The organism is Streptomyces sp. NPDC002817, assembly GCF_053592055.1.
The window spans coordinates 44,955-65,713 of the sequence record NZ_JBSFUY010000030.1; the positions used below are offsets into that span (position 1 = coordinate 44,955).

At 70.4% G+C, this 20,759-nt stretch carries 20 protein-coding genes; 12 read left to right on the plus strand and 8 right to left on the minus strand.

Translation table 11 applies throughout. The features are described 5' to 3' along the window. The first annotated feature begins 2 nt into the window (after positions 1–2). Positions 3–1,814: a phosphate ABC transporter permease subunit PstC gene (gene pstC, locus ACWD3I_RS38000; protein WP_365410994.1), complete on the plus strand. Its 1,812-nt coding sequence runs from the start codon at positions 3–5 to the stop codon at positions 1,812–1,814. After that, on the plus strand, positions 1,802–2,488 hold the full coding sequence (locus ACWD3I_RS38005; protein ID WP_365410991.1) for a phosphate ABC transporter ATP-binding protein: 687 nt from the start codon (positions 1,802–1,804) through the stop codon (positions 2,486–2,488). The genes pstC and ACWD3I_RS38005 overlap by 13 nt, the downstream gene beginning before the upstream one ends. A 126-nt stretch (positions 2,489–2,614) precedes the next feature. Here ACWD3I_RS38005 and ACWD3I_RS38010 read toward each other — a convergent pair whose 3' ends face one another. Both ACWD3I_RS38010 and ACWD3I_RS38015 read right to left on the minus strand, forming a co-directional pair. Next, complete coding sequence (locus ACWD3I_RS38010) at positions 2,615–2,959, minus strand: ArsR/SmtB family transcription factor (protein WP_365410988.1); 345 nt, start codon at positions 2,957–2,959, stop codon at positions 2,615–2,617. A gap of 105 nt (positions 2,960–3,064) precedes the next feature. Next, positions 3,065–3,427, minus strand: a complete 363-nt coding sequence (locus tag ACWD3I_RS38015; protein ID WP_353698136.1) for an ArsR/SmtB family transcription factor — start codon at positions 3,425–3,427, stop codon at positions 3,065–3,067. Between the two features lie 531 nt (positions 3,428–3,958). Between ACWD3I_RS38015 and ACWD3I_RS38020 the strand changes: the two genes are divergently transcribed. Then, a complete protein-coding gene (locus ACWD3I_RS38020) occupies positions 3,959–4,339 on the plus strand; it encodes an ArsR/SmtB family transcription factor (protein WP_365410985.1) in 381 nt (126 codons plus the stop codon). Between the two features lie 278 nt (positions 4,340–4,617). Here ACWD3I_RS38020 and ACWD3I_RS38025 read toward each other — a convergent pair whose 3' ends face one another. Genes ACWD3I_RS38025 through ACWD3I_RS38040 form a run of 4 tightly spaced genes read right to left on the minus strand, consistent with a single transcriptional unit; the run spans position 4,618 to position 7,287 of the window. Next, positions 4,618–5,679 carry an ArsO family NAD(P)H-dependent flavin-containing monooxygenase gene (locus ACWD3I_RS38025; RefSeq protein WP_365410982.1) on the minus strand — a complete coding sequence of 354 codons (1,062 nt, stop codon included), beginning with the start codon at positions 5,677–5,679 and terminating at the stop codon, positions 4,618–4,620. Further along, entirely contained in the window at positions 5,676–5,876 is a 201-nt protein-coding gene (locus tag ACWD3I_RS38030; protein WP_365410979.1) for a DUF2180 family protein, read from the minus strand. Before ACWD3I_RS38030 ends, ACWD3I_RS38025 begins: the two co-directional genes overlap by 4 nt. Beyond that, positions 5,876–6,982: an ACR3 family arsenite efflux transporter gene (gene arsB, locus ACWD3I_RS38035; protein WP_353698132.1), complete on the minus strand. Its 1,107-nt coding sequence runs from the start codon at positions 6,980–6,982 to the stop codon at positions 5,876–5,878. Before arsB ends, ACWD3I_RS38030 begins: the two co-directional genes overlap by 1 nt. After that, entirely contained in the window at positions 6,979–7,287 is a 309-nt protein-coding gene (locus ACWD3I_RS38040) for an ArsR/SmtB family transcription factor (RefSeq protein ID WP_353698131.1), read from the minus strand. The genes arsB and ACWD3I_RS38040 overlap by 4 nt, the downstream gene beginning before the upstream one ends. A gap of 85 nt (positions 7,288–7,372) precedes the next feature. Between ACWD3I_RS38040 and ACWD3I_RS38045 the strand changes: the two genes are divergently transcribed. Genes ACWD3I_RS38045 through trxB form a run of 3 tightly spaced genes read left to right on the plus strand, consistent with a single transcriptional unit; the run spans position 7,373 to position 9,492 of the window. Further along, entirely contained in the window at positions 7,373–8,008 is a 636-nt protein-coding gene (locus ACWD3I_RS38045; protein WP_365410975.1) for an arsenate reductase/protein-tyrosine-phosphatase family protein, read from the plus strand. Positions 8,009–8,053: 45 nt separating this feature from the next. Continuing rightward, on the plus strand, positions 8,054–8,473 hold the full coding sequence (locus tag ACWD3I_RS38050) for an arsenate reductase ArsC (protein ID WP_353698129.1): 420 nt from the start codon (positions 8,054–8,056) through the stop codon (positions 8,471–8,473). A 29-nt stretch (positions 8,474–8,502) separates the two neighbouring features. Continuing rightward, a complete protein-coding gene (gene trxB, locus ACWD3I_RS38055) occupies positions 8,503–9,492 on the plus strand; it encodes a thioredoxin-disulfide reductase (RefSeq protein WP_365410971.1) in 990 nt (329 codons plus the stop codon). Positions 9,493–10,048: 556 nt separating this feature from the next. Here trxB and ACWD3I_RS38060 read toward each other — a convergent pair. Together ACWD3I_RS38060 and ACWD3I_RS38065 are read right to left on the minus strand one after the other, a co-directional pair. Beyond that, complete coding sequence (locus tag ACWD3I_RS38060) at positions 10,049–10,879, minus strand: hypothetical protein (protein ID WP_365410968.1); 831 nt, start codon at positions 10,877–10,879, stop codon at positions 10,049–10,051. A 91-nt stretch (positions 10,880–10,970) separates the two neighbouring features. Next, positions 10,971–12,398 (minus strand): hypothetical protein, encoded by a 1,428-nt coding sequence (locus ACWD3I_RS38065; protein WP_365410965.1) that lies wholly within the window; start codon positions 12,396–12,398, stop codon positions 10,971–10,973. A 703-nt stretch (positions 12,399–13,101) separates the two neighbouring features. Here ACWD3I_RS38065 and ACWD3I_RS38070 point away from each other — a divergent pair. The 6 genes from ACWD3I_RS38070 to ACWD3I_RS38095 are packed head-to-tail and all read left to right on the plus strand — an operon-like array spanning position 13,102 to position 20,741. Continuing rightward, positions 13,102–14,013 carry a conjugal transfer protein gene (locus ACWD3I_RS38070; protein ID WP_451084294.1) on the plus strand — a complete coding sequence of 304 codons (912 nt, stop codon included), beginning with the start codon at positions 13,102–13,104 and terminating at the stop codon, positions 14,011–14,013. Positions 14,014–14,030: 17 nt separating this feature from the next. Continuing rightward, positions 14,031–14,351, plus strand: a complete 321-nt coding sequence (locus ACWD3I_RS38075; protein ID WP_365403620.1) for a hypothetical protein — start codon at positions 14,031–14,033, stop codon at positions 14,349–14,351. Further along, complete coding sequence (locus tag ACWD3I_RS38080) at positions 14,348–14,899, plus strand: hypothetical protein (protein ID WP_365403453.1); 552 nt, start codon at positions 14,348–14,350, stop codon at positions 14,897–14,899. Before ACWD3I_RS38075 ends, ACWD3I_RS38080 begins: the two co-directional genes overlap by 4 nt. Next, positions 14,896–17,583, plus strand: coding sequence for an ATP-binding protein (locus ACWD3I_RS38085; RefSeq protein ID WP_365403455.1), 2,688 nt, complete (start codon positions 14,896–14,898; stop codon positions 17,581–17,583). The genes ACWD3I_RS38080 and ACWD3I_RS38085 overlap by 4 nt, the downstream gene beginning before the upstream one ends. Continuing rightward, entirely contained in the window at positions 17,583–17,963 is a 381-nt protein-coding gene (locus ACWD3I_RS38090) for a hypothetical protein (RefSeq protein WP_365403458.1), read from the plus strand. The genes ACWD3I_RS38085 and ACWD3I_RS38090 overlap by 1 nt, the downstream gene beginning before the upstream one ends. Then, the gene (locus ACWD3I_RS38095) at positions 17,964–20,741 is read left to right on the plus strand and encodes a hypothetical protein (RefSeq protein WP_365403461.1); all 2,778 of its coding nucleotides are present in this window, start codon (positions 17,964–17,966) and stop codon (positions 20,739–20,741) included. Positions 20,742–20,759 lie beyond the last annotated feature (18 nt).

Consider the following 20,759-nt stretch of genomic DNA (forward strand, 5'->3'; position numbering starts at 1 on the left):
CGATGGCCACCGAAACACTGGCGCGAAAACCCGTCACCCCCAAGCAGGACATCCGCCCACGACGCTCAAGGTGGGTCTGGGGCTGGGTGTACGCCGGGGCGTTCGCTGTGGCAGGGCTGCTCCTGACCGTCGCGGGGTATCTCGGGGCGGGGGTGAGCAGCGGCCATGTCGACTGGCTGGACCTGCTGACCGAAGCGGCGTGGAGCCCGCCCAACTCCCTGTTCGGCGGCCTGGCGATGATCTACGGCACCGCCGTCGTGTGCGCCCTGGCACTCGCCCTCGCGGTGCCTGTCGGCTGGGCAGCGGCTCTCGCCCTGTCGGAGTATCTCCCCGCCCGGATAGCGCGGCCGTTGCGGATGTGCGTCGAGCTGCTCGCTGCCGTCCCGTCCATCGTCTACGGCCTCATCGGCATCATGGCCGTCCGTCCGCTCATCGCGAAGATGGCAGGCGTACCGGGCGGGGACAGTCTCGCGGCTGCCGGCATCGTCCTCGCCGTCATGATCACTCCGACGATCGTGGCGGTCAGTGTCGACGCGCTGGCCGCCGTGCCCGACCGCTACCGCGAAGCCGCCTTCGCGCTCGGGCTGACCCGCCGTGAAGTCATCCGCTCGTCGGTGCTGCCCCTCGCACGCTCGGGCATGCGGGCAGCCGTTCTGCTCGGCCTTGCGCGCGCCCTGGGTGAAGCCATCGCGGTGTTCCTGGTCGTGGGCCGGGCCGACGGCCATTTACCCACCAGCTTCGGCGAGTTCGTAGACTCGCTGGTCCACCCCGGACAGACACTGACGACGAAACTCGCCGGTCCGGAGCCGGTCCTGGCCGGAACCTCCGGCCCCTACTTCGCTGCGCTGTGCGGCCTGGGCCTGGTCCTGCTGGCGCTGGTGGCCGCGGTGACGATCTGGGGCACCCGGGAACGGCGCCAGCGCCCCACCAGCAAGCAGACCGCCCGCTACCGCAGCACGCCGCGGCTGCGGGTGCAGCGAGACCGTCTGATGACGGCCGTGCGGCTGGGGGCCTTGCTGCTGCCCAGCGCTCTTTTGGTCGGGATGATCGCCGTCCTGGCGACACGCGGCAGCGCCGCGTTCAACCCGTCCTTCTGGTTCACCGGAGCAACAGGCGCAGCCGGCGGCGGCGTACGCGACCAGATCGTCGGCACCATGCTGCTCACCGTCACCACCGGCGTACTGGCTCTGCCGCTCGGCTTCGGCGCCGGCATCCTGATCGGCGTCCACGCATCCGAGCGCACGGCGCGTCTGCTGCAGACCCTGACGGTGGTCCTGGGCGGAGCGCCGACGATCCTGCTGGGGCTGGCCGGATTCGTCATCTTGTCCACCACCATGGGATGGGGCCGATCCTGGCTGGCCGGCGCCATCGTCCTGGTGCCGGTCGTCATACCGGTGATCGCTCTGACCACATCAGCCCGCGTGCGGAGCCTGCCGACCGAGCTCACCGAGAGCGCCATGGCGCTGGGGCTGACCCGGGCGCAGTACATCCGGTCCGTCATCGTCCCCTACACCTGGCCTGCGACGGTCACCGGCCTGCTTTTGGGCCTGGCCCGCGCAGCGGGTGAAACCGCTCCGCTGCTGTTCACCGCCACGGTCTTCTTCGGCGCTCCCACCGTGCCGAGCGGCATCGTGGAATCCCCGGTGCAGGCACTGCCGACCCACATCTTCACTCTCTCCCAGGACTCGGGCGACCCGCAGGCCGTCAGCCAGGCATGGGGAAGCGCCATGGTGCTGGTCCTGATCACTGCAGTACTCCTCAGCGCGGCGGTCTGGCTGCGCAACCGCTTCGAAGGAGAGCGATGGACAGCGTAATCACCGTGCGCCAGCTACGCGTACACAGCCGCGACAAGACCCTCGTCGGGCCCATCTCCTTCAGACTCGAGCACGGATCCACCACCGGACTGTGCGGACCCTCGGGCGCAGGCAAGTCGACCGTCCTGCGCGCCCTGGTGGACCTGCTCCCCCGCGGGCTGACCCGCGAGGGCGACCTGCAGGTGCTGGACCGGACGATCGCGCCCGGCAAGGGAGACGCCGACCTCAGGGCCAAGATCGTCCTCGTTCCGCAGACACCCGTCGTGTTCGGCGGCAGCATCCTCGACAACGCCCTGTTCGGCCTGCGCCACGTCCTGCGGGCCTCCCGGGAAGTGCTCCGGGAACGAGCCGAACAAGCGCTGCACGAAGCCGGGCTGTGGAAAGAAGTCGCCGACCGACTCGATTCACCGGCCGCGAACCTGTCCGCAGGACAGCGCCAGCGACTGTGTCTGGCGCGCGCTCTGGCACTGGAACCAGCCGGACTACTCCTCGACGAGCCGACCAGCGCGCTCGACGAACGCAGCAGGGACACCGTCGAGCAGTCCATCGCAGCGCTGCACGGCCGACGCGCTGTCCTGCTCGTCTCCCACGACCCGGCGCAGGTGGAGCGCCTGTGCGACACGACCGTGCACCTGGACCAGCCGGTGACGGCATCCCCCGCCCCAGTCTCCTGACCCACCCTGCCTGCTGAGGGGAGGGCACGGAAACGTCTGCTGTCCCTGGTTTCTTCGGCCCTGGCTGCGATCGCGTATCAAAGCGGCACAGGGTCGAAGGACTGCCGTGGGCCTGGGGGCCGCTCTTCAGGGCGCTTGTGCCCGCTGGCTTTGGTGCAGGATCTGCAGCAACACCGCGCGGACCCCGTGTCCGAGGCGGTAGTAGATGATGCGTCCGTCGCGGCGGCTCTCGATCAGTCCCATGCAGCGCAGCCGTTTGAGATGGTGGCTGACCGTCGACGCGGACACCTGCACGTCACACAGTTCGTGCACCGGGACCTCGGCCCCTTTCAACGCGGCCAGGCGGACGAGCAACTGGAGACGAACGGGATCGCCGAGCGTTTTGAACACGCTCGACCACCAGGCAGTGTCCGCTTCGCTGAGCTGCAGGCACTCGCCCTGGCATTCGGCCTCCGGCCCGTGGTGGTCCATGTCGTCTCCTCACCCCAGCGTCCCTCTGGGGAGATGTAGATGGGCGAGGCACGCCCACGGTCCCGGTGCCCACTGTGCACCGGGCCACCGACCGGTGCGGGAGGCTCAGACGGCCTGCGACAGAAGGCCGGCCATGGCGGCCAGCACGCCGGGGGCCACCCGGTAGTACACCCAGCTGGCGCGCCGCTCCGACTCCAGCAGTCCCGCTTCGCGCAGTTTGCGAAGATGGTGGCTGACAGTGGGCTGGGAGACGCCGACGTCCTGGATATCGCAGACGCAGGCCTCACCGTCGGGCTGTGCGGCAATCCTGGAGAACAGCCTCAGCCGGACCGGGTCGGACAGTGCCTTGAACATGGCGGCGATCTTCTCCGCGTCGGCCGCGGAGAGTTCCTCTCGCCCCAACGGCTGGCAGCACTGCAACGACGTGGTGGCAGCCAGCACGGCAGGGCCTGAAGCCAACTTAGACATGCCTCTATGTTGACAGTTATCTAATCACCTGCCAAGAGCAGAGCGGAACCCGGATGCGCCGATTGACCGGAGTCGATCGCGTTCACTGCCTGGCCGCCTGGCCGTCCCCGCCATTCAGCCTGGCGGCACACCTTCCTGGTCCGGACGGCCGACCGTGCCGTCGTCGCCCTGGGCTCCCGCTGCCCGCCGCGGCTCTACCGTGCCCAGTGCGGCTGGAACTTGGGACTGAGCGGAGCCGGACACACATCCGGCCACGCCGTGTTGCCCCGCTACCATCACAGCGCTGCCGTGCGTGCCGCTGGAACACCACGCTCGTCGCCCTGTCGCATCCCGCTGAGGCAGGCACCGCCAGACTGACCGGAACCGGAGTCGGCCACGCCAATGCTCTTGCAGCGTCGCTTTGCGGCAGCATCCGGTCGTCGGCCGCGGCCGTCAGGGCGCCGGCGCCGTGGCGGCCCGAGAGCAGACGGATTCGTAGTACGTCCATTTTTGATCGCACACGAGTGATCACTCGGCGTTTATGGTTGAACCGTGACTCTCATAGAGCTGCAGGCGTCGCAGGACGGTTTCCTCGAAAACGGCTCGTGCGGACCGGGGCTGGAGTGCAAGCCCCTGGACCGCACGGAGGCCGAACAGCTGTCCGCGATACTCAAGTCCATCGCCGATCCGACCCGATTGCAGTTGTTCCGACTGCTGGAGCAGGCCCCCAACGGCGAAGCCTGCGTATGCGACCTGGCTGGCAGCCTGGGACTGCGCCAGTCCACCGTCAGCCACCACCTCAAAATCATGACCGAGGTGGGGCTGCTGGACCGGGAGCGCCGCGGCACCTGGGCCTGGTACTCCGTCAACCACGACGGGCTGAAGCGAATCCGCTCCATCCTGGACCCCGTACCCCGCGCCGCATGCGGCTGACCGCTCCTTCGAGCCGCGGTGTGGCACTCAGCCGGAGCACCGGCGCCCGTCCTTGCACTGCCGGCCGCGGGCCTGAACAGTGAACGTCCGCGGCCCTGACGAGGTGCCAACACGACCGCCGGGCCCCGCTGACGGCACAGGTCAGTCATTACGGCACGGCACCATGGCACAAGTGCGGCCCCGCCGCTCCCGCCCAGACCCTGCGCGGGGTTGGCCGCGACGTCAGCCACGTCTTGTCCCGGCTGCGCCGCCAACCCGCAGGGGCGTGGCGCCTGTGGTCAGGACAGGAAGGCTGCGATCTGCGCGGCGGCCTCCCGGGCCGGGCGTCCGACTCCGATCAGGGTGGCCGAAGCGGGCCCGGTCCAGTCGCCGTAGCCGAGCAGGTGCAGCCGCGGCTCGCCGATCGCGCGCGTGCCCTCGGTGACAATGTGCCCGCGGGTCCCGCGCAGGCCCAGCGGGGCCAGGTGGGACAGGGCGGGCCGAAAGCCCGTGCACCAGATCACCGCGTCCGCGGGAGCCGACGTCCCGTCGGCCCACACCACCCCACTGTTGGTGAGCCGGTCGAACATCGGCTGGGCCTTCAGCAGCCCCGCATCCCGTGCGGCGCGGACCGGCGGTACGGCGACGATGTCGCCGAGCGAGGCCACACCGCCGGTATCGGCCGTGCCTTCGTCCAGGGCGCGGCGGCGGGCGGTGGCGGCGTCGAAGAGGGCGCGGCCGTCGATGTCGTCGGCCAGATAGCGGGGCGGGCGCTGGGTGACCCAGGTCAGGTCGACACCGTCGTGGACGGCGAGGTCGGCGGCGATCTGGGCGCCGGAGTTCCCTCCGCCGACCACGACGACCCGCTGGCCGGTGAAGTCGGCGGGGCGCCGGTAGCCGGTGGTGTGCAGCTGACGGCCTGCGAACACCTCGCGGCCGGGGACGGCGGGCAGGAAGGGGCGCCACCAGGTGCCGGTTGCCGACACGACCGCGCCCGCCGTCCAGACACCCATGTCGCTCTCCACCCGCAGCCGCCCGGCGTCGGGCCGCACCGCGCTCACCTTGACCGGGCGCTGGACGGGCAGGTCATAGCGCTGCTCGTAGTCGGCCAGGTAGTCCACGACGTGTCCGGCGTCCGGGTACTCCTGGCCCGCCTGGGCGGGCATGAGCCGGCCGGGCAGTGAGGAGAATGCTGCAGGGGAGAACAGGTGCAGCGAGTCCCAGGTGCGGCGCCAGGCTCCGCCCGGTGTGGGTTGGGCGTCGAGGATGACGAAGTCGAGCTTGTGGCGGCGCAGGTGGTAGCCGGCGGCGAGCCCGGCCTGTCCGCCGCCGATCACCACCACGTCGGCATGCTGCGTCATGCGGCCCGCTCCGTCGCAAACGTGGCGCAGCACACCGTACGGTCCGGGGGCTGGTGCGCAGCAGCGAGCAGCACTCCGCGCCGGACCTGGCTCGCCGTCACCTGAGCGTGCACTTCACAGACGGCGGCACCGCAGTCGCGGCAGATCCCTACTGCCGTGCTCACCGCTTGCTGCGTGCGGCAGTCAAGGCAGTGCATCAGCGGGCTCCCCCCGCAGTGGTCAGTTCAGACGTGGTGAACTTCTTGCGCCAGGCCAGCGACACGTAGACGAGCGCGACCAGGACCGGGACCTCGATCAGCGGACCGACCACGCCGGACAGGGCCTGGCCGGAGGTGACGCCGAAGGTGGCGATGGCGACCGCGATGGCCAGCTCGAAGTTGTTGCCGGCCGCAGTGAATGCGAGCGTCGCCGTGCGGTCATACGCCAGGCCGATGGCCTTGCCGAGCGCGAAGGTGCCGAACCACATGACCGCGAAGTACACGAGCAGCGGCAGTGCGATGCGGGCGACGTCCAGCGGCTGGGAGGTGATCGTCTTCCCTTGCAGGGCGAAGAGGATGACGATCGTGAACAGCAGCCCGTAGAGAGCCCACGGGCCGATCTTGGGCAGGAACTTCGACTCGTAGGACTCTCGGCCCATCTTCTTCTCACCCAGGCGGCGGGTGAGGAAGCCGGCCAGGAGCGGGATGCCGAGGAAGATGACGACGTTCAGGGCGATCTTCCACATGGAGATGTCGAGGTGCTCCCCGTCGCCCAGACCGAGCCAGCCCGGCAGCAGGTCGAGGTACAACCAGCCCAGCAGACCGAACGCGATCACCTGGAACACCGAGTTGAGGGCCACCAGGACGGCGGCCGCTTCACGGTCGCCGCAGGCGAGGTCGTTCCAGATGATGACCATGGCGATGCAGCGGGCCAGGCCGACGATGATCAGCCCGGTGCGGTACTCGGGCAGGTCCGGCAGGAAGATCCAGGCCAGCGCGAACATGATCGCGGGGCCAAGGACCCAGTTGATGACCAGCGACGAGATCATCAGCTTGCGGTCGCCGGTGACAGCGTCGAGCTTGTCGTAACGGACCTTGGCCAGGACCGGATACATCATGATCAGCAGGCCGACGGCGATGGGCAGGGAGATCCCACCGATCTCGACCTTGGCCAGGGCGTCGTTCAGGCCGGGGATGGCGCGGCCCAGGCCGAGGCCGAGGGCCATGGCGGCGATGATCCAGACGGCGAGGAAGCGGTCGAGCGTCGACAGCTTCGCGACGACCGAGGCCTCCTCGGTGGTCGCGGTTGCTTCAGTGCGGGTCACGGACAGGCCCTCTTGTTGTCTGCGGCATTTCGGGCGGACTCGGCCAGGTCGGCGAACTGGCCGGCGAGCGAGGCGATGACGTCGGGCTTGAGCTTGTAGTAGGTGAAGCGCCCGCAGGGCTCCGTATCGACGACCCCCGCCTCACGCAGCACTCTCAGGTGGTTGGAGAGGTTGGTCTGCTTGGCACCGGTCTCCTCGATCAGGTGGGTGGCGCACAGCGTCTCGCGGGCGAGCAGGGTCACGATGTGAAGCCTGAGCGGATCGGCCAGAACCCGGATCAGATCAGTGTCGACTGACGTCAGCATGGACTGATACTGTCACATCACGCCGGGCTGATACCAGCCCGGGCTGACCTATGGGACCCGCAACCCCATGCGAAGGGGGCCCTACATGGCTTCGTCCCCGCCTCCCGTCCTGCCGGATGACCGGCTCGCGACCGGAGCGGCTCGTCTCGCCATCCGCTACCGAGGCCAGTTCTCGGCGGAGACCATCCAGGGCCTCATCGTCGACTCCTACGCCCGGCTCGCTGAGACCGCGCGGATCCGCACCCACCTCGTTGTCCTCGCCGAACACCTGGCCGCTGAACGCCTAGACGCGCTCGCGCACATCGCGGAAGCACCGGGGACAGGCCTGCCCAGGGTGCTGTTCGTGTGCAGCCACAACGCCGGCCGCTCGCAGATGGCCGCAGCCCTGCTGGCCCACCGCGCAGCGGGCCACGTCGTCGTCTCCTCCGCGGGTACGCACCCTGCCGAGACCATCAACCCCGCTGTCATGCAGGCCCTGACCGAGGCCGGAGTCCAAGCCGCCGACGCATTCCCCAAGCCCCTGACGGATGAAGTGGTGCAGGCCGCCGACATCGTCATCACCATGGGATGCGGCGACGCGTGCCCCGTCGTGCCAGGCCGCCGCTACCTCGACTGGCCCGTCGCCGACCCCGGGGGCGCCCCGATCGCCGTCGTCCGCGACATCCGCGACGAGATCGACGCCCACATCACCGAACTGCTCGACTCGCTGCCGAACACCTGACCCGTACCCGCATCAACGCTCCACCACGTCGTGAAGGAAGAACCGATGTCCTCCAGCCCGCTCGCCTCCGTGCTGTTCGTCTGCGTCCACAACGCCGGCCGCTCGCAGATGGCCGCCGGATTCCTCAACCACCTCGCGGGTGACCGGATCGAGGTCCGCTCCGCCGGATCGATCCCTGGTGACCAGGTCAATCCCGCGGCGGTCGAGGCGATGAAGGAAGTCGGCGTCGACATCGCCGACGCCAAGCCGAAGATCCTGACCACCGAGGCCGTCCAGGCATCCGATTACGTCATCACGATGGGCTGCGGCGACGCCTGCCCGATTTTCCCCGGCAAGAAGTACCTCGACTGGGCGCTCGAGGACCCGGCGGGCAAGGGCGTCGCCTCGGTGCGCCCCATCCGCGACGAAATCAAGACCCGCATCGAGGCCCTGATCGCCGAGATCGACGCCAAGCAGGAGGCGTGAGCAGCGTGAGCGCTACCTACAGTGACGGCGTGCGTGACGTCATCGTCATCGGCTCCGGCCCCGCCGGATACACCGCCGCCCTCTACACCGCCCGCGCCGAACTCAAGCCCCTCGTCTTCGGCGGCGCCATCTTCGTAGGCGGCGCGCTCACCACGACCACCGAGGTCGAGAACTTCCCCGGCTTCCCCGAGGGCATCGACGGCCCGGTCCTCATGGAGAACATGCGCGCCCAGGCGGAGCGCTTCGGCGCCGAGATGATCGACGACGACATCGTCGACGTCGACCTCACCGGCGATATCAAGACCGTCACCGACACCGCGGGCACCGTGCACCGCGCGAAGACCGTGATCGTCGCCACCGGCTCCGGCTACCGCAAGCTCGGCCTGCCGAAGGAGGACGAGCTCTCCGGCCGGGGCGTGTCCTGGTGCGCCACCTGCGACGGCTTCTTCTTCCGCGACCGCGACATCGTCGTGGTCGGCGGCGGCGACACTGCCATGGAAGAGGCCACCTTCCTCACCCGCTTCGCCCGCTCCGTGACCGTCGTGCACCGCCGCTCCACCCTGCGTGCCTCCCAGGTCATGCAGAACCGCGCCTTCGCCGACGACAAGATCTCCTTCGCCTTCGACAGCGAGATCGCCGAGATCAAGGAAGCGGACAGCAAGCTCGCCGGAGTAGTGCTGCGCGACGTGTTCACCGGCGCCACCCGCGACCTAGACGTGACCGGCCTGTTCATCGCGATCGGCCACGACCCTCGCACCGACCTGTTCAAGGGCCAGCTGGACCTGGACGACCAGGGCTACCTGAAGGTCGACGCGCCCTCAACGCGTACGAACCTGCCCGGCGTCTTCGCCGCCGGCGACGTCGTCGACCACACCTACCGCCAGGCCATCACCGCCGCCGCCAGCGGCTGCCAGGCCGCCCTCGACGCCGAACGGCACCTCGCGGCCCTCGCCGACAACAAGAACACCTCCGCGCTGGAGGCGGCCCCGGAACGCGACCTCGAGAACGCCGCCAGCTGAGCACCAATGCTTGCCCCGGGCAGAGAGTACTCTCCCCCAGGGCAAGCGTTGCCCTGCGCCGGGTGAGGGGCTGCCTTCCGGAGATCCGCGGTGACTGGCCAGCGCATCGTCGCGGCAATGGCGACGGCAACGATGACGGCGGGAGTCCACTCACTGAACGGGCCTCGGGAAACCAAGGGCAGTTCATGTGCGGTCACGGACAACGGCGCCGTGACAAACGTTTCGTGGGCTGCCTAATTGAACCAGGGGTCAGCTTCCAGAGCGGATCATCCCTCGGACACGCAGGCGCGTCGCATCCTGCGGAGGCCCGCCCCTCCGCGGGCTCTTCGGCGGGAGTTGTCCGGGACTCCATGGCCCGAAGCATGTCAGGCCCCCAGCCCGCCTGCTTGGCGAAGCGGCAGTGGGCACGATGGGCGGCAAGCTAGGGGCCAGGGGGCTGCGTCATCTGCGAGGTCAGTGGTGCCTTCGGAGCTTCCTGAAGGGCAGTCACAGCCCAGAGGGGGGAGTATTCATAGGCTCTGGACGGGTGTCCGTGTCTACCCGGGTTGCGGCCGGATCACGGACGTCGGGCGAGCGGCGCGAGCAGGCCGTCGCCGGGCCACAGGTCCTGTTCGGCCACGAGGCCGGCAAGGAACGCTCCGACCTCAGCCAGCGTGGCGTCCCGTTCGTCGGGTCCGTAGGCGATGAGCTTGCCAGCTGCGGCATCGAAGGCGCGCACATGGCTGTGCGGACCGCTGCAGAGGAGGGCGCGCGCGATCTCGGGCAGGCCGAGACTGAGGGCATCGCAGTTCCCCAAGTGGACGAGCTGCAACAGGTCGGTGGTGACGCGCTCCCAGTCACCGACGGCCGGCCAGTCGGCGCCTCCGCCCAGTTCGTGGGTGAGGGTTGACAGCGGAATGATCTCGCCGGGCTGGCGTCCTTGGGTCAGTAGATCGTGGATCCGGGCGCCGTCGGGCTGGCACACCTGCGGGTGGAGCAGCGAGTCGGCAGCGACGACGGTGGTGTTGATCTCCTGGGTTCCGGGGCCGGGGTAGTACGGCGCGTGCGCGAAGAGCAGGTACACGTCCCGGTTGCGGGCCGGGCTGGGGTCGGGCTCGGGCATGAGGAAGGTCCCTTCCAGTGACGTGGCGTCGTGGATGTGGTGAGGCGGCGCGGATGTCATCGGCCCAGCGCCCGGCGGGTACGGGCCGGGCAGCGGGTCGAACTGACGGCTCTGGTCGGTGCTGGCCGCTCCGTGCTTGGAGGCGCAGCGCATCTGGGCTACCTGCTGGGCGAGTTGGAGTATCAGCCGCTCGTTGGCGATGAGACGGGCCGAGGCGGAGCGGGTGTCCTGGCTTCGGAGGAGACGGGCCGCATCCCAGCGCAGGTCGTGGCCGAGTTCGGCCAAGCGACGTTCCCTGTCTCACCGCCCCGGGCGCGGGCGAAGGGGCGCTCGTAATGCGCGGTCGCGGTCGGCGGCCGGGTGCGGCGGGTGTCCGTCACAGGATGCTTCCTTCCATCGGATCGGCCGCAACGGAGCCGCACGTCGTGCAGCGGCCGTCGCTGTCGGGGTGGGCGCGGCGGGGAGTGGGGCCGGGGCAGGTGCGGCACGGTGGCCAGCCGAGGCAGGTCGGGCAGAGGTCCTCGCCGGGGGCGGTGGCGGGTACGCCGCAGCCGGTGCATTCGACCAGGGCGCGGTAGGTGAGGGCCTCGCCCACCGTGCGCGCGGCCGTGGAGTTGGCCGCAGGCGGCTGCCGGTCGTCCCAGACGGGCTCGTCGTGGTGGTCGGCCGCGAGGGCGGGCGGAGGGTAGGCCTGGGCGGCTCGCAGGCGGGCAGCGATGATCGCGCCGACGGAGGTGCGCACCGGGTGGGGCAGGGGCCGGGCGGCGACGATGTGGAGCAGCTGCTCGCGGCTCCAGCCGGACTCCAGCATCACCGTGACGACGCGGCCTTGATCGGTCAGCGCCTGCCCGGTCAGCAGCAGTTCGGGCCGGGCTGCCGCAAGTTCGAGGAGCAGTTGGATGCCGGGATGGAGTTCGTCCGCCGGCGGTACGGGGGCGGTCGCGTCCGCGGCTGGTGTCCCGATGGAGGTGTGCGCGGTGTCGCCGCGCTCGCACGGACGGAGGGGGCTGGTGTTCTGCTGAGTGGTGTTCTTTCTGTTGGTGTTCTTAAGGGGGCGATTACCCGGCGCCGGGTAATCCGCTGGCGGAAAACCCGTCACCGGTTGCGACCTGCGGTTTTCCAGGCTCGGCAGGTCCGTGATGAAGTACGCGACGGTACCGAGGGTGCCGTCGTGGTTGCGGGTCTGTTCCCGGCGCAGGAAGCCGTGCTTCTCCAGCTCCTGGAGGCCGCTTTTCACCGCGGCTACTCCGTCGCGGCCGCGGCGCGTCAGGTCCGCGACCGTCACCAGCCAGCCGTCCCGGTGCGTGCTGATCAGACCGAACAGCCCCTTCGCCTTGAACGACAGCCGCTCATCGCGGAAGAGACCGTTGGCGATCTGGGTGAACTGATCCGCTGCCATCACCCCCCGGCGGATCCCCGCCCCGCCGTCGAGACGGTGTGCCGAGGCAGAAGGGAGCGCCGCGACGGGCTGTGGAAGGCGGGTGTCGCCGGTCGCGGGGCGGTCGGTGATGGAGAAGACGAAGTCGCCGAGGGTGCCGTCGTCACGCCGTAGCTGTTCGCGCACGAGGTAGCCGTGGGTCTGCAGCTCGCTCAGGCCGGCCCGTATCGCGTCCCGCCCGTCGCGCCCGGCCCGCATGAGATCGGCGACGGTCACCTGCCACCCGGTCCGGTGGGTACTGATCGAGCCGAAGATGCCCTTCGCTTTGAACGACAGCCGCTCATCGCGGAAGAGACCGTGGGCAATCTGAGTGAACTGATCTCCTGCCATCACGCCGCGGCGGATCCCCGCTCCGAGGCGGCTCATCGCGATCCCTGACGCGCCATGAGCCTGCGGCCGTCGATGCTCTGCGGCATGCCTGAGCGGGCGGAGCGAACAGCTGCGTCGATTGAATAGACGTGGGCGATGTCCATGCCGTCAGCTCATCTGGCACCCCAGACCAGAAGGCCGACCATGAGCCCCGACCAACGGTCACGATCCGACAACTTGCGCTGTGGACGGGCTTGGTACGCCCATGGTCTGGCCGTACCACGCATCCCGGCGCTGCTGCGCAATCGGGGCGCACGACCGACTGCGCAGCCTTTCCGGCCTCCTGCGCAATCGGCTTGTGCAGCCGACTGCGCAGCGCGGCCCGCGTCCTGCGCAGCCGACTGCGCAGCCTTTGTCGGCACCCTGCGCACCGGCGCGCGATCCTGCGCAACCGGCTTGTGCGGTGACTGCGCAGCCCGGCCGGTAGAGGGACGCGCCACTGCTTGCCCGACCGCTTCAGACGGCTGCGCAGTACGCATCTGCCGTCCGAGGAACCGCGTGAAGTTCCCCCTGGAGACAGGGCGTCGCGGGGTGTCGAAATGTCGTGGTGCGGCTCGTGGTCTGGGCGTACCACAGGCCGTACCACGGGTTTGTGTCCCTTTCGTAATCGTGGTCTGGCCTTCGTGGTCTGCGGTGTGGTCTGGGGCAGCGGGTTGTCTCGAGTCAGAAGCAACGACTGGTTCTGACCTGGGAGTTCGGAATGTCTCGTGCCAAGCAGGCAGCGCAGGAGCAGGCTGTTCCTGCGACCGCTGCGGGGGCCCGGCTGCAGCAGATGCGGCGCCGGGTCCGCCTGACCCGGCTGAGCGTGTGGGCCGTGATGGCGGCCGGGCCCGTCGCACTGGCCGTCGCCGTGGCCAGCCCCGCGACCGTGGTCCGTGCGGCCCCCGCGACCAAGCCGGCCACCGTGAAAACGGCCGCGCCAGGCAACCCGTCCGGCTACGCCACGGTGTTCCTCACCGCGTGGCTGCGCAGCCACGCAGGAGACGAGAGCACTGCGCAGGCCCGGCTTGCGCAGTCGATGGCCCCCCACGTTGATCTCCCCGAGACGGCGACTGCGCAGCCCGCGCCCGAGTCGGTCGTGGCGGTGCGCAGTGCGCAGCAGACCGACCACGCGTGGTCGGTGACGCTGGCTGCGCAGTACGCCGACGGACGGGTGCGCTACTTCGCGGTGCCGGTCCTCGCCGATCGCGCAGGATCCTCGTTCACGGTCTCCGGGGCCCCTGCGGTGGTGGCGTCCCCGCCGCGCCTCGAGGTGCCGCCGTCGCCATACACAGTGACGGTGCCGGCCAACGGTGACCTTCCCTCCGCCGTCGGGGAGTTTCTGGCCGCCTATCTGACCGGTGCCGGGGAGGTCGACCGCTACCTCGCCCCCGGGGTTCGCCTGTCACCGGTCTCCCCCGCGCCGTACAAGTCCGTCACGGTCGAGCAGCTCCTGGCCGCCGAATCCGTCCCCACGGACGGGACACGGGTTGGGGTGATGGTCCAGGCGGAGGCACGGGACAACGGCGGGCGGTGGCCGCTGGCGTACGAGCTCACGCTCACCGCCCGCTCCGGCCGGTGGGAAGTGTCCGCACTGGAGTCGGGCACCGCTCAGGGCGGGGGTGCCCGGTGACTGCCGTGCACGGCCAGATGCTCGCGGGGAAGCTGGACGATCTCGGCGACGCGTGGATCACCATGTTCCAGGACTGGGCGACCAAAGGTCTGCAGGCCGGTCTGCTCGTCCTGGTCGTCATCATCATGATCCAGAAGTTCTCGCTGAAGGCGGGGATCGGCGCCCTTCTCCTGATGATCGTCGCGCTGGGGCTCTACAACTCCCGCGACTCGCTCGCGGACATGTTCGAGGACGAGGTCAACAACCCCTCCCAGGGCGCACCCGCCGTCCCCGGCACGGTCCGCTCCGAGCTCCCCGTCTCCCGCGTGCACGCGCCCGGCGCAGGGGGCTGGCTGTGACCGCCGCCACCGGGCGGGTGGGCCGCTTCTACACCACCGCGCGCCGCCATCCGTGGGTGCTGGGGAAGGTCGCCGACTGGAAGATCCCGCTGGGTCCGTACACACCCGCGCAGATCGCGGTCGCCGTCGTCGGCGGCTTCCTGCTCATCAAGACCATCGGCTGGTGGTCATGGATGGGGCCCGTCCCGCTGGTGGCCTGGCTGCTGGCGATCTGGGTGGTCCGCCGCCCCAGGATCCGGGGGCGTGCCCCGATGCAGGCGGCGCTGGGCTGGGTGCTGCTGGGGTGGCAGCCGCAGGGAGGCCGCATCGGCGGGCGGGCCGCCCGCGACCGTGCTGCCCGCCCCCTGCTCGGGGGTTTCACCATCGAGGACGTCCCCCACCCTGCTCCGCCCGCCCCATCGGTTCGTCCAGCTTCGCGGCCGGCCGGTGCCCGCGCGTCGATGCCCCGCCGCACAAAGCCGGTTGCTCCCGTGGCAGCAGGGGTGGGGCCGGTGTCGGGGGTCCAGCAACTACTCAATCGTGCCGGGCAGAGCGGGGGTGCGCGATGAGGGTGCCATTCCGTCATATCGCCGGGCACCTGGTGTGGTCGACGCAGGGCAGCGTGTGGGCGATCTACCGCCTGCACCCGGGCCCGGATGCGCGCGGCCAGGTCGAGGAGAGCGTCCAGGGCACCTATGTGCCCGCCGCGGTCCGCGACGAACAACTCGCCAAGATCACCCACATGGTGCGGTCGCTGTCCGGGGCACCGCGGCTGTTCGGGCTTGCCGCGCAGGTCGATCCCGGCGAGATCGCCCTGAAGATGATCGACGGCATCGAGCCCGCCGACACCACGCCGGGCACGGAGCACCCGTGGGTGGAGAACGTCGAGGCCACTTTGGATCTCCTGGACGACCAGGAGATGCACCGCCGCACCCTGTGGCTGGCCGTGCCACTGCAGAGCGAGACCACCGGGCTCCAGGTGGCGGCGTCGCTCGGCTCGGCCTGGGCAGAGCTGGCTCCCCTGCTCGGCATGCGCCCCGGCCCCATCGCCCGCCGCGAGGTGCAGGCGTATCGCGAGCAGGCCGCCCGGGTCGAGGCCACGCTCGCCGGCGGCATCGCGTTCCGCCCCGCCCGCCCGGCGGAGATCGTGTGGATGATCCAGCACGCCCTGCACCGCGGCGCTGCCGAACCGCTCCTGGCGGAGGCAGAAGACAGCGACCTGTACGGCGGACAGCTGCGGGACGGGGTACTGCGCTCCCCCAGCTACGCCGACCTCGGCCAGGTCCGCCTACAGGAAGGCGGCATCGACCCCGGCCTGGACGACGCCGGCGACCTCAAGAACGCAGGCCACATCACCCGCTCGGGCCGCACGGCCTGGTGGCGGATCAACAGTGGCTCACCGCTGGGGCGGCGCTGGCTACAGGTCGAATCCGACGCCGGAGTGGGCTACCAGGCCCACCTGGCGCTGGCCGAATGCCCGCCCGCAGTCAGCCAGGACGCCGCCGACCTCTTCGCCCAACTCGAGTCCCTGGACTTCCCGGTCGACTACACCGTCGACCTCACCTTGGTGCCGGCGGAGAAGGCGCGGGCGCAGGTGCAGCGCAAGAAGAACGAACTCATCGACCAGGCCGACCAGTACGACGCCCGCCCCACTGGCATGCCCGCCTCGCTGAGTGAGGCCGCCCGTGATCTGGGCGAGTTGGATGCGCGGCTGTCGCGTACCTCGGTGGAGGTCGAGGTGCAGTCGGTGACCGTGCTGACGGTGTGGGGGCCAACCGCCGCGGTCTGCGACTCCCGGGCCCGCGCCCTAGCCGCGCTGCTCAGCGGCGCGGACTACCGGGCGGTGCGTCCGGCCGGGCTGCAGGAAGCCCTGTTCACGCTCGGGCTGCCCGGCACCGTGCGGCCCGGTGTGGTGCGGGAGTTCACCCAGCATCAGGTCAGCGAGGACTGGGCACTGTCCGGGGCCTTCACCCTCGGCGAGGTCGGCGACCCGAACGGGATGTTCCTCGGCATCGATCTGGACTGCGGCACCACCCGCCCCGTCATGATCAACGTCGCGGATGCGCCCAAGCAGGACGCCTCCGCCTCCATGGGCATCGTCGGCGACCTCGGAGCAGGCAAGAGCGTCCTGCAGAAACTGATCGCGGAGGCGGTATGGGCGCGCGGCGGCTGCGCCATCTGCATCGACCGCACTCCCGTACGCGAGTGGGCCACCTTCGCCCGCACCGCCGCGCAGGACCGGGTGCAGATCATCGACGCCGCGCAGGCCGAAGTGTCCATCGACCCGCTGCGCATGTTTCCCGGCCCCGAGGGCCGCCACTACGCCCTGTCCTATCTCACGCTGCAGCTCGGCATCGGCCCGATGAGCACGAACGGCGAGGTCCTGCACCACGCGGTCGAGCAGGCTGCCGCTGGCCCTGAGCCGTCCATGCATCGGGTGCTTCAGGTGTTGGAGGAGATGGCCACGGGTGAGGCGGGCAGGCGGCAGGACGCGGCCGCCACCCTGGCCGGCCTGATCCGTGTGGTTGCCACCAACTCGTTGGCGGCGATGGTGTTCGACCCGGCGCTGCCGCCGGTGCGGCTGGACGCTTCCACCGCCCACGACATGATCGTCATCACGACGGCCGGGCTGAAGCTGCCGCCGAAGGCAGCGTTCGTCAACCCGGAGATCCTGCACCAGCAGCCTTTGGAAGCGTTGATCGGCCGGGCGGTCCTCTACCTGATCGCCGCCCTGGCCCGGCAGACCGCGTTCGAAGACCCGGCCAGGTTCACCTCCGTGGTGCTGGACGAGTTGTACTGGCTCACCTCCTCCGCGGAGGGGACCGCGCTGGTCCACGAGATCCTCCACGACGGCCGCAAGCACGGTGCCGGACTGCTGGCCGGCTCGCACGACGCCGCCGAGCTCGGTCCGGACCGCGGTCTGATGGCCTACCGGGCCCTCGCCCGCACCGCAGACCGCAAGCGCGCCCGCCGCGGCCTGGACTTCATCGGCCTCGACCCCGACGACCCGGAGCTCCTGCGGCTGGTGACCACCGGCCTGTCCCCGGTCGGCCAGAAGGGCCGCGAGGGCGAGTTCCTGCTGACCTGCCCCCGCCAGAACACCGGCCGGATCAAGGCCGTCATCCCCCGCATCGCGCGCATCGCCACATCCATCACCACTACCCCGGGAGGCCACACAAGGGAGCCTGCGCCCGCTGCGACCGAACATCCTCCCGGCGAGCGCGTCGGTGCACACCCGGGGGGATACGCCTGATGCCCACCACTGCGTCGTCGTCCTTCCCCTCCGCCCGCTCCAGGCGGCTGGCCGCCGTGGCGAGCGCGCTGACCGTGATCACCGTCGCGGCCGCCGTCGTCGCCCTGGTGGTGGGGGCGAGCCTGCCCGAGTCGTGGTGGCCGCGCACCGGAGCCGCGTTCACCGCCGAGACCTCTTCACCTCGCCAGGATCCCTGCGAGGTGATCGTGGGACCGGCCAAGAAGTACTGCGAGCGCGGGGCGGCCGCCTCGGTCTCGTCTCCTGCCGCCGCCCGCCAGGACCTTGGCGATGCGGCATGGCGCCTGGTGCCCGCCGGAGCAGGCCTGGCAGCCCTGGTGATCTGGCGGCGCCGCAGCACCACGACACGAAGGCGGGCCTGAATGATCCGCCCAGACCGCGCCACGCTCCGCTCGGCTGCCCTTCTGCTGCTGCTCACCGGCGTGTTCGTGATGGTCAACAGCCAGGTCGTATACGCGGCGAGCAGCACCAGCGAGACCGGAGACCTCCTGTCCCCGCTGAACATCACGTCCTCCGAGGGTGTGCCGATCAACGGCTACGAGCTCAATGCCCAGGGCGGTTCCATCTTCAGCTTCCAAGCGCAGTCGCTCTCGTTCGCCCTGTCCGGTCTGTTCACCGTGATCCGGCTGCTGGTCGGCTTGGCCGGGTGGGCGATCGAGCTCGCGTTCCGGTTCCCGCTGCTGAAGATCCTCATCAAACCGGCACAGCGGGTCTCCAACGCCTACGAGACGGTCGTCGTCGACACCCTGGGGCTGAAAGGGCTGTTGCTGGCGTGGGCGTTTGTCTTCGCCGGGTTCATGATCGTGCGGGGGCGGGTCGGCCGCGGTCTGGGCGAAATCTTCCTGACCCTGACGATCGCGGCGTTCGCCGCGTCCGCGTTCGTGCGCCCCGACTACCTGCTCGCCCCTAGCGGCCCGCTCGGGCAGACTCAGCAGGTGGCCGCCGAAGTGGCGCAGGAGAGCGTGAGTTCATACGACTGGGGCGGCAAGCTCGCCAGCCTGGGTCCGTGCGATCGGATGGCCGGGGTGCAGGAGGCCAAGTGCCTCGAGGAGGAGGCTGCAGCGCCGGTTGCCGCCACAGACGTGGCTCGTCCGCTGCAGGACTCGATCACCAATGCGCTGATCGTCAAGCCGTACATGCTTTTGCAGTACGGCCGCATCTTGGACCCGGCCAAACAGTCCGATCGCAAGGCCTATGCCGTCCATCTGAAATGGATCACCGGCGGCTACAAGGCGGGAGATCAGGACGGGGACAGCGGCCAGGACGACGACACGTGCGACCTGATCAAAGGGCCCGCCAAGAAGTACTGCGAGCGCGACGCCAACCCCGGTGCTGCCGCCGAGGGCCCGACAGCAGATGTGCCCGCCGTGGGGCTCGCGCCGGGCCAGTCGCTGGGGGACATCGACAGCGCGCAATTCAGTGAGGAAGGCCAGCAGTTCGCCGCGTTCCTCGAGGACCTCAAAGACGCTGGGGCCGTCGGCAAGGCGTGTGCCGCTTATGCGCAGAAGCCGACCTGGTGGCGGGTCGGCGGCGCCGCACTGCTGCTCGTCGCGGCGTTCTTCATCTGCGGCACGCTGCTGTCCAGCGCGATCGTGCTGCTGGGCACCCAGGGCATCGGCGCGGCCGCGGCGGCCGCCGGAGGGCTGGCCTTCATCGCCGGGATGCTTCCCGGTCCGGCGCGGCAGTCGGTGTGGAAGTGGCTGTCGATCTGGGGCATCGCGATCCTCGCCATGGTCGGTATCTGCGCGTTCGTGCCGTTCTTCGGGATCGCCGTGGACGCCACCACCACCAACGGCCCCGACCTGATGGTCGAGCGCATTCTGCTGATCGATGTGCTGGCGATCGCCGGCGCGGCCGGGCACCGCCGCCTGCTGACCGGCATCACCTCCTTCGGGCGTCGCATGGCGATGCGGATGCGGTACGCCAAGGTCGGCGGCACCCACCTGCCCGGCGACACCTCCGAACTCGGCGCCGCCCTCGCCATGAACTCCCCCGCCGCGCTCGGCGGGTACGGCGGCGGCGGTCTGCGCACCTTCACCGGCGGCGGAGGCCGGTTCGCCATCCTCGGCACCCGCCAGCGCCTGATGGGCGCGCTCACCTCGATGTTCGACGGGGCAGGCATGCCGGTGGACACCGGCCGGGTGCTCGCCGACGCGAGAGCCGAGGCCGGGCGAGGACTGGCCCCCCTCACCGCGGCGGCGGCCGCGGGCGGGCTGGGCGCACGGCTCGGCCTGACCGGCGCCCGCCTGGGGGCCAAGGGGGCGCACTGGCTGCTGATCGGCCGCCGCCCCGACCACGAGAAGTTGGCCAAGTGGCGCAAGCCCACCGCGGACGGCGATCCCTACGAGGGCGGACCGTCGGACGGCGGCGCAGGCCCTGGTGGTCGGGGGCCACGGCGGCCTGGCGGGCCGCCGGACCGCTACCGCAACGACGACGGTGAAGTCGTCGATGCCCGCACGGGCGAGGTGCTCCACGACCAGCACGCGGACCGCACCCTACTGTCCACGCGCGCTCACAACCGGCTGGTCCGCTACCGCGGTTACCGCATCCTGCACCGCGGCGGCCGGATGGTGTACGGGGCAACCCACGGTCTGCCCGAGAACGTCCGCCGGGCCCGGGCGGGAGGCTCCAACTACTCGCAGGATGCCCGCCAGCAAGCACGGGTGTGGGGCAACACCGTCCGCGAGGACGCCCACGCCTGGGGAGACACGAGGCGGCACGTCGAACGCGTCCTGAGCGAGCACACCGACGACCGCGGCGGGACCGGCCCGTTCACCGGCCGCCGCCTGCCCACCACGACGGCATCACGCGCCTCCTCCGCTGGACGTGCGCCCGCCAGCCGCCCGTCAAGCGGACCACCGCCCGCCCCCGCGCGGCCTTCCCAGCCGGCTGCCGGTCCTGAGCCGGGGCCGCCTCCCGTGCCGCTCCCCCGCCGGGACAGCCCTACGCCGCGGCCGAGCTCCGGCAGCCGGCTTGGCGGACCGGTGCTCCCCGGAGGCGGCAGTGCAGACAGCCGCACCCGCCAGGAGGCGGCAGCCCGGATGCGGGAGCTGATGCGACGTACCGCCCCGGAGGCCGAACGGCTGCGCCAGGAGCGGCAGCAGGCCCCGCGACGCGACGAGGACGGTGAGGGCGAGTGAAGCGGCCCGGCCGGCGGG

What these genes read in the sequence shown, in the direction of transcription:
- ACWD3I_RS38085 (WP_365403455.1), top strand. Translation starts at nt 14,896, where the DNA reads ATGAGGGTGCCATTCCGTCATATCGCCGGGCACCTGGTGTGGTCGACG.
- ACWD3I_RS38010 (WP_365410988.1), bottom strand. Translation starts at nt 2,959, where the DNA reads ATGGACCACCACGGGCCGGAGGCCGAATGCCAGGGCGAGTGCCTGCAG.
- pstC (WP_365410994.1), top strand. Translation starts at nt 3, where the DNA reads ATGGCCACCGAAACACTGGCGCGAAAACCCGTCACCCCCAAGCAGGAC.
- ACWD3I_RS38015 (WP_353698136.1), bottom strand. Translation starts at nt 3,427, where the DNA reads ATGTCTAAGTTGGCTTCAGGCCCTGCCGTGCTGGCTGCCACCACGTCG.
- ACWD3I_RS38075 (WP_365403620.1), top strand. Translation starts at nt 14,031, where the DNA reads ATGCTCGCGGGGAAGCTGGACGATCTCGGCGACGCGTGGATCACCATG.
- ACWD3I_RS38050 (WP_353698129.1), top strand. Translation starts at nt 8,054, where the DNA reads ATGTCCTCCAGCCCGCTCGCCTCCGTGCTGTTCGTCTGCGTCCACAAC.
- ACWD3I_RS38040 (WP_353698131.1), bottom strand. Translation starts at nt 7,287, where the DNA reads ATGCTGACGTCAGTCGACACTGATCTGATCCGGGTTCTGGCCGATCCG.
- ACWD3I_RS38065 (WP_365410965.1), bottom strand. Translation starts at nt 12,398, where the DNA reads ATGAGCCGCCTCGGAGCGGGGATCCGCCGCGGCGTGATGGCAGGAGAT.
- ACWD3I_RS38030 (WP_365410979.1), bottom strand. Translation starts at nt 5,876, where the DNA reads ATGCACTGCCTTGACTGCCGCACGCAGCAAGCGGTGAGCACGGCAGTA.
- ACWD3I_RS38025 (WP_365410982.1), bottom strand. Translation starts at nt 5,679, where the DNA reads ATGACGCAGCATGCCGACGTGGTGGTGATCGGCGGCGGACAGGCCGGG.
- ACWD3I_RS38005 (WP_365410991.1), top strand. Translation starts at nt 1,802, where the DNA reads ATGGACAGCGTAATCACCGTGCGCCAGCTACGCGTACACAGCCGCGAC.
- ACWD3I_RS38095 (WP_365403461.1), top strand. Translation starts at nt 17,964, where the DNA reads ATGATCCGCCCAGACCGCGCCACGCTCCGCTCGGCTGCCCTTCTGCTG.
- ACWD3I_RS38045 (WP_365410975.1), top strand. Translation starts at nt 7,373, where the DNA reads ATGGCTTCGTCCCCGCCTCCCGTCCTGCCGGATGACCGGCTCGCGACC.
- ACWD3I_RS38070 (WP_451084294.1), top strand. Translation starts at nt 13,102, where the DNA reads ATGTCTCGTGCCAAGCAGGCAGCGCAGGAGCAGGCTGTTCCTGCGACC.
- ACWD3I_RS38090 (WP_365403458.1), top strand. Translation starts at nt 17,583, where the DNA reads ATGCCCACCACTGCGTCGTCGTCCTTCCCCTCCGCCCGCTCCAGGCGG.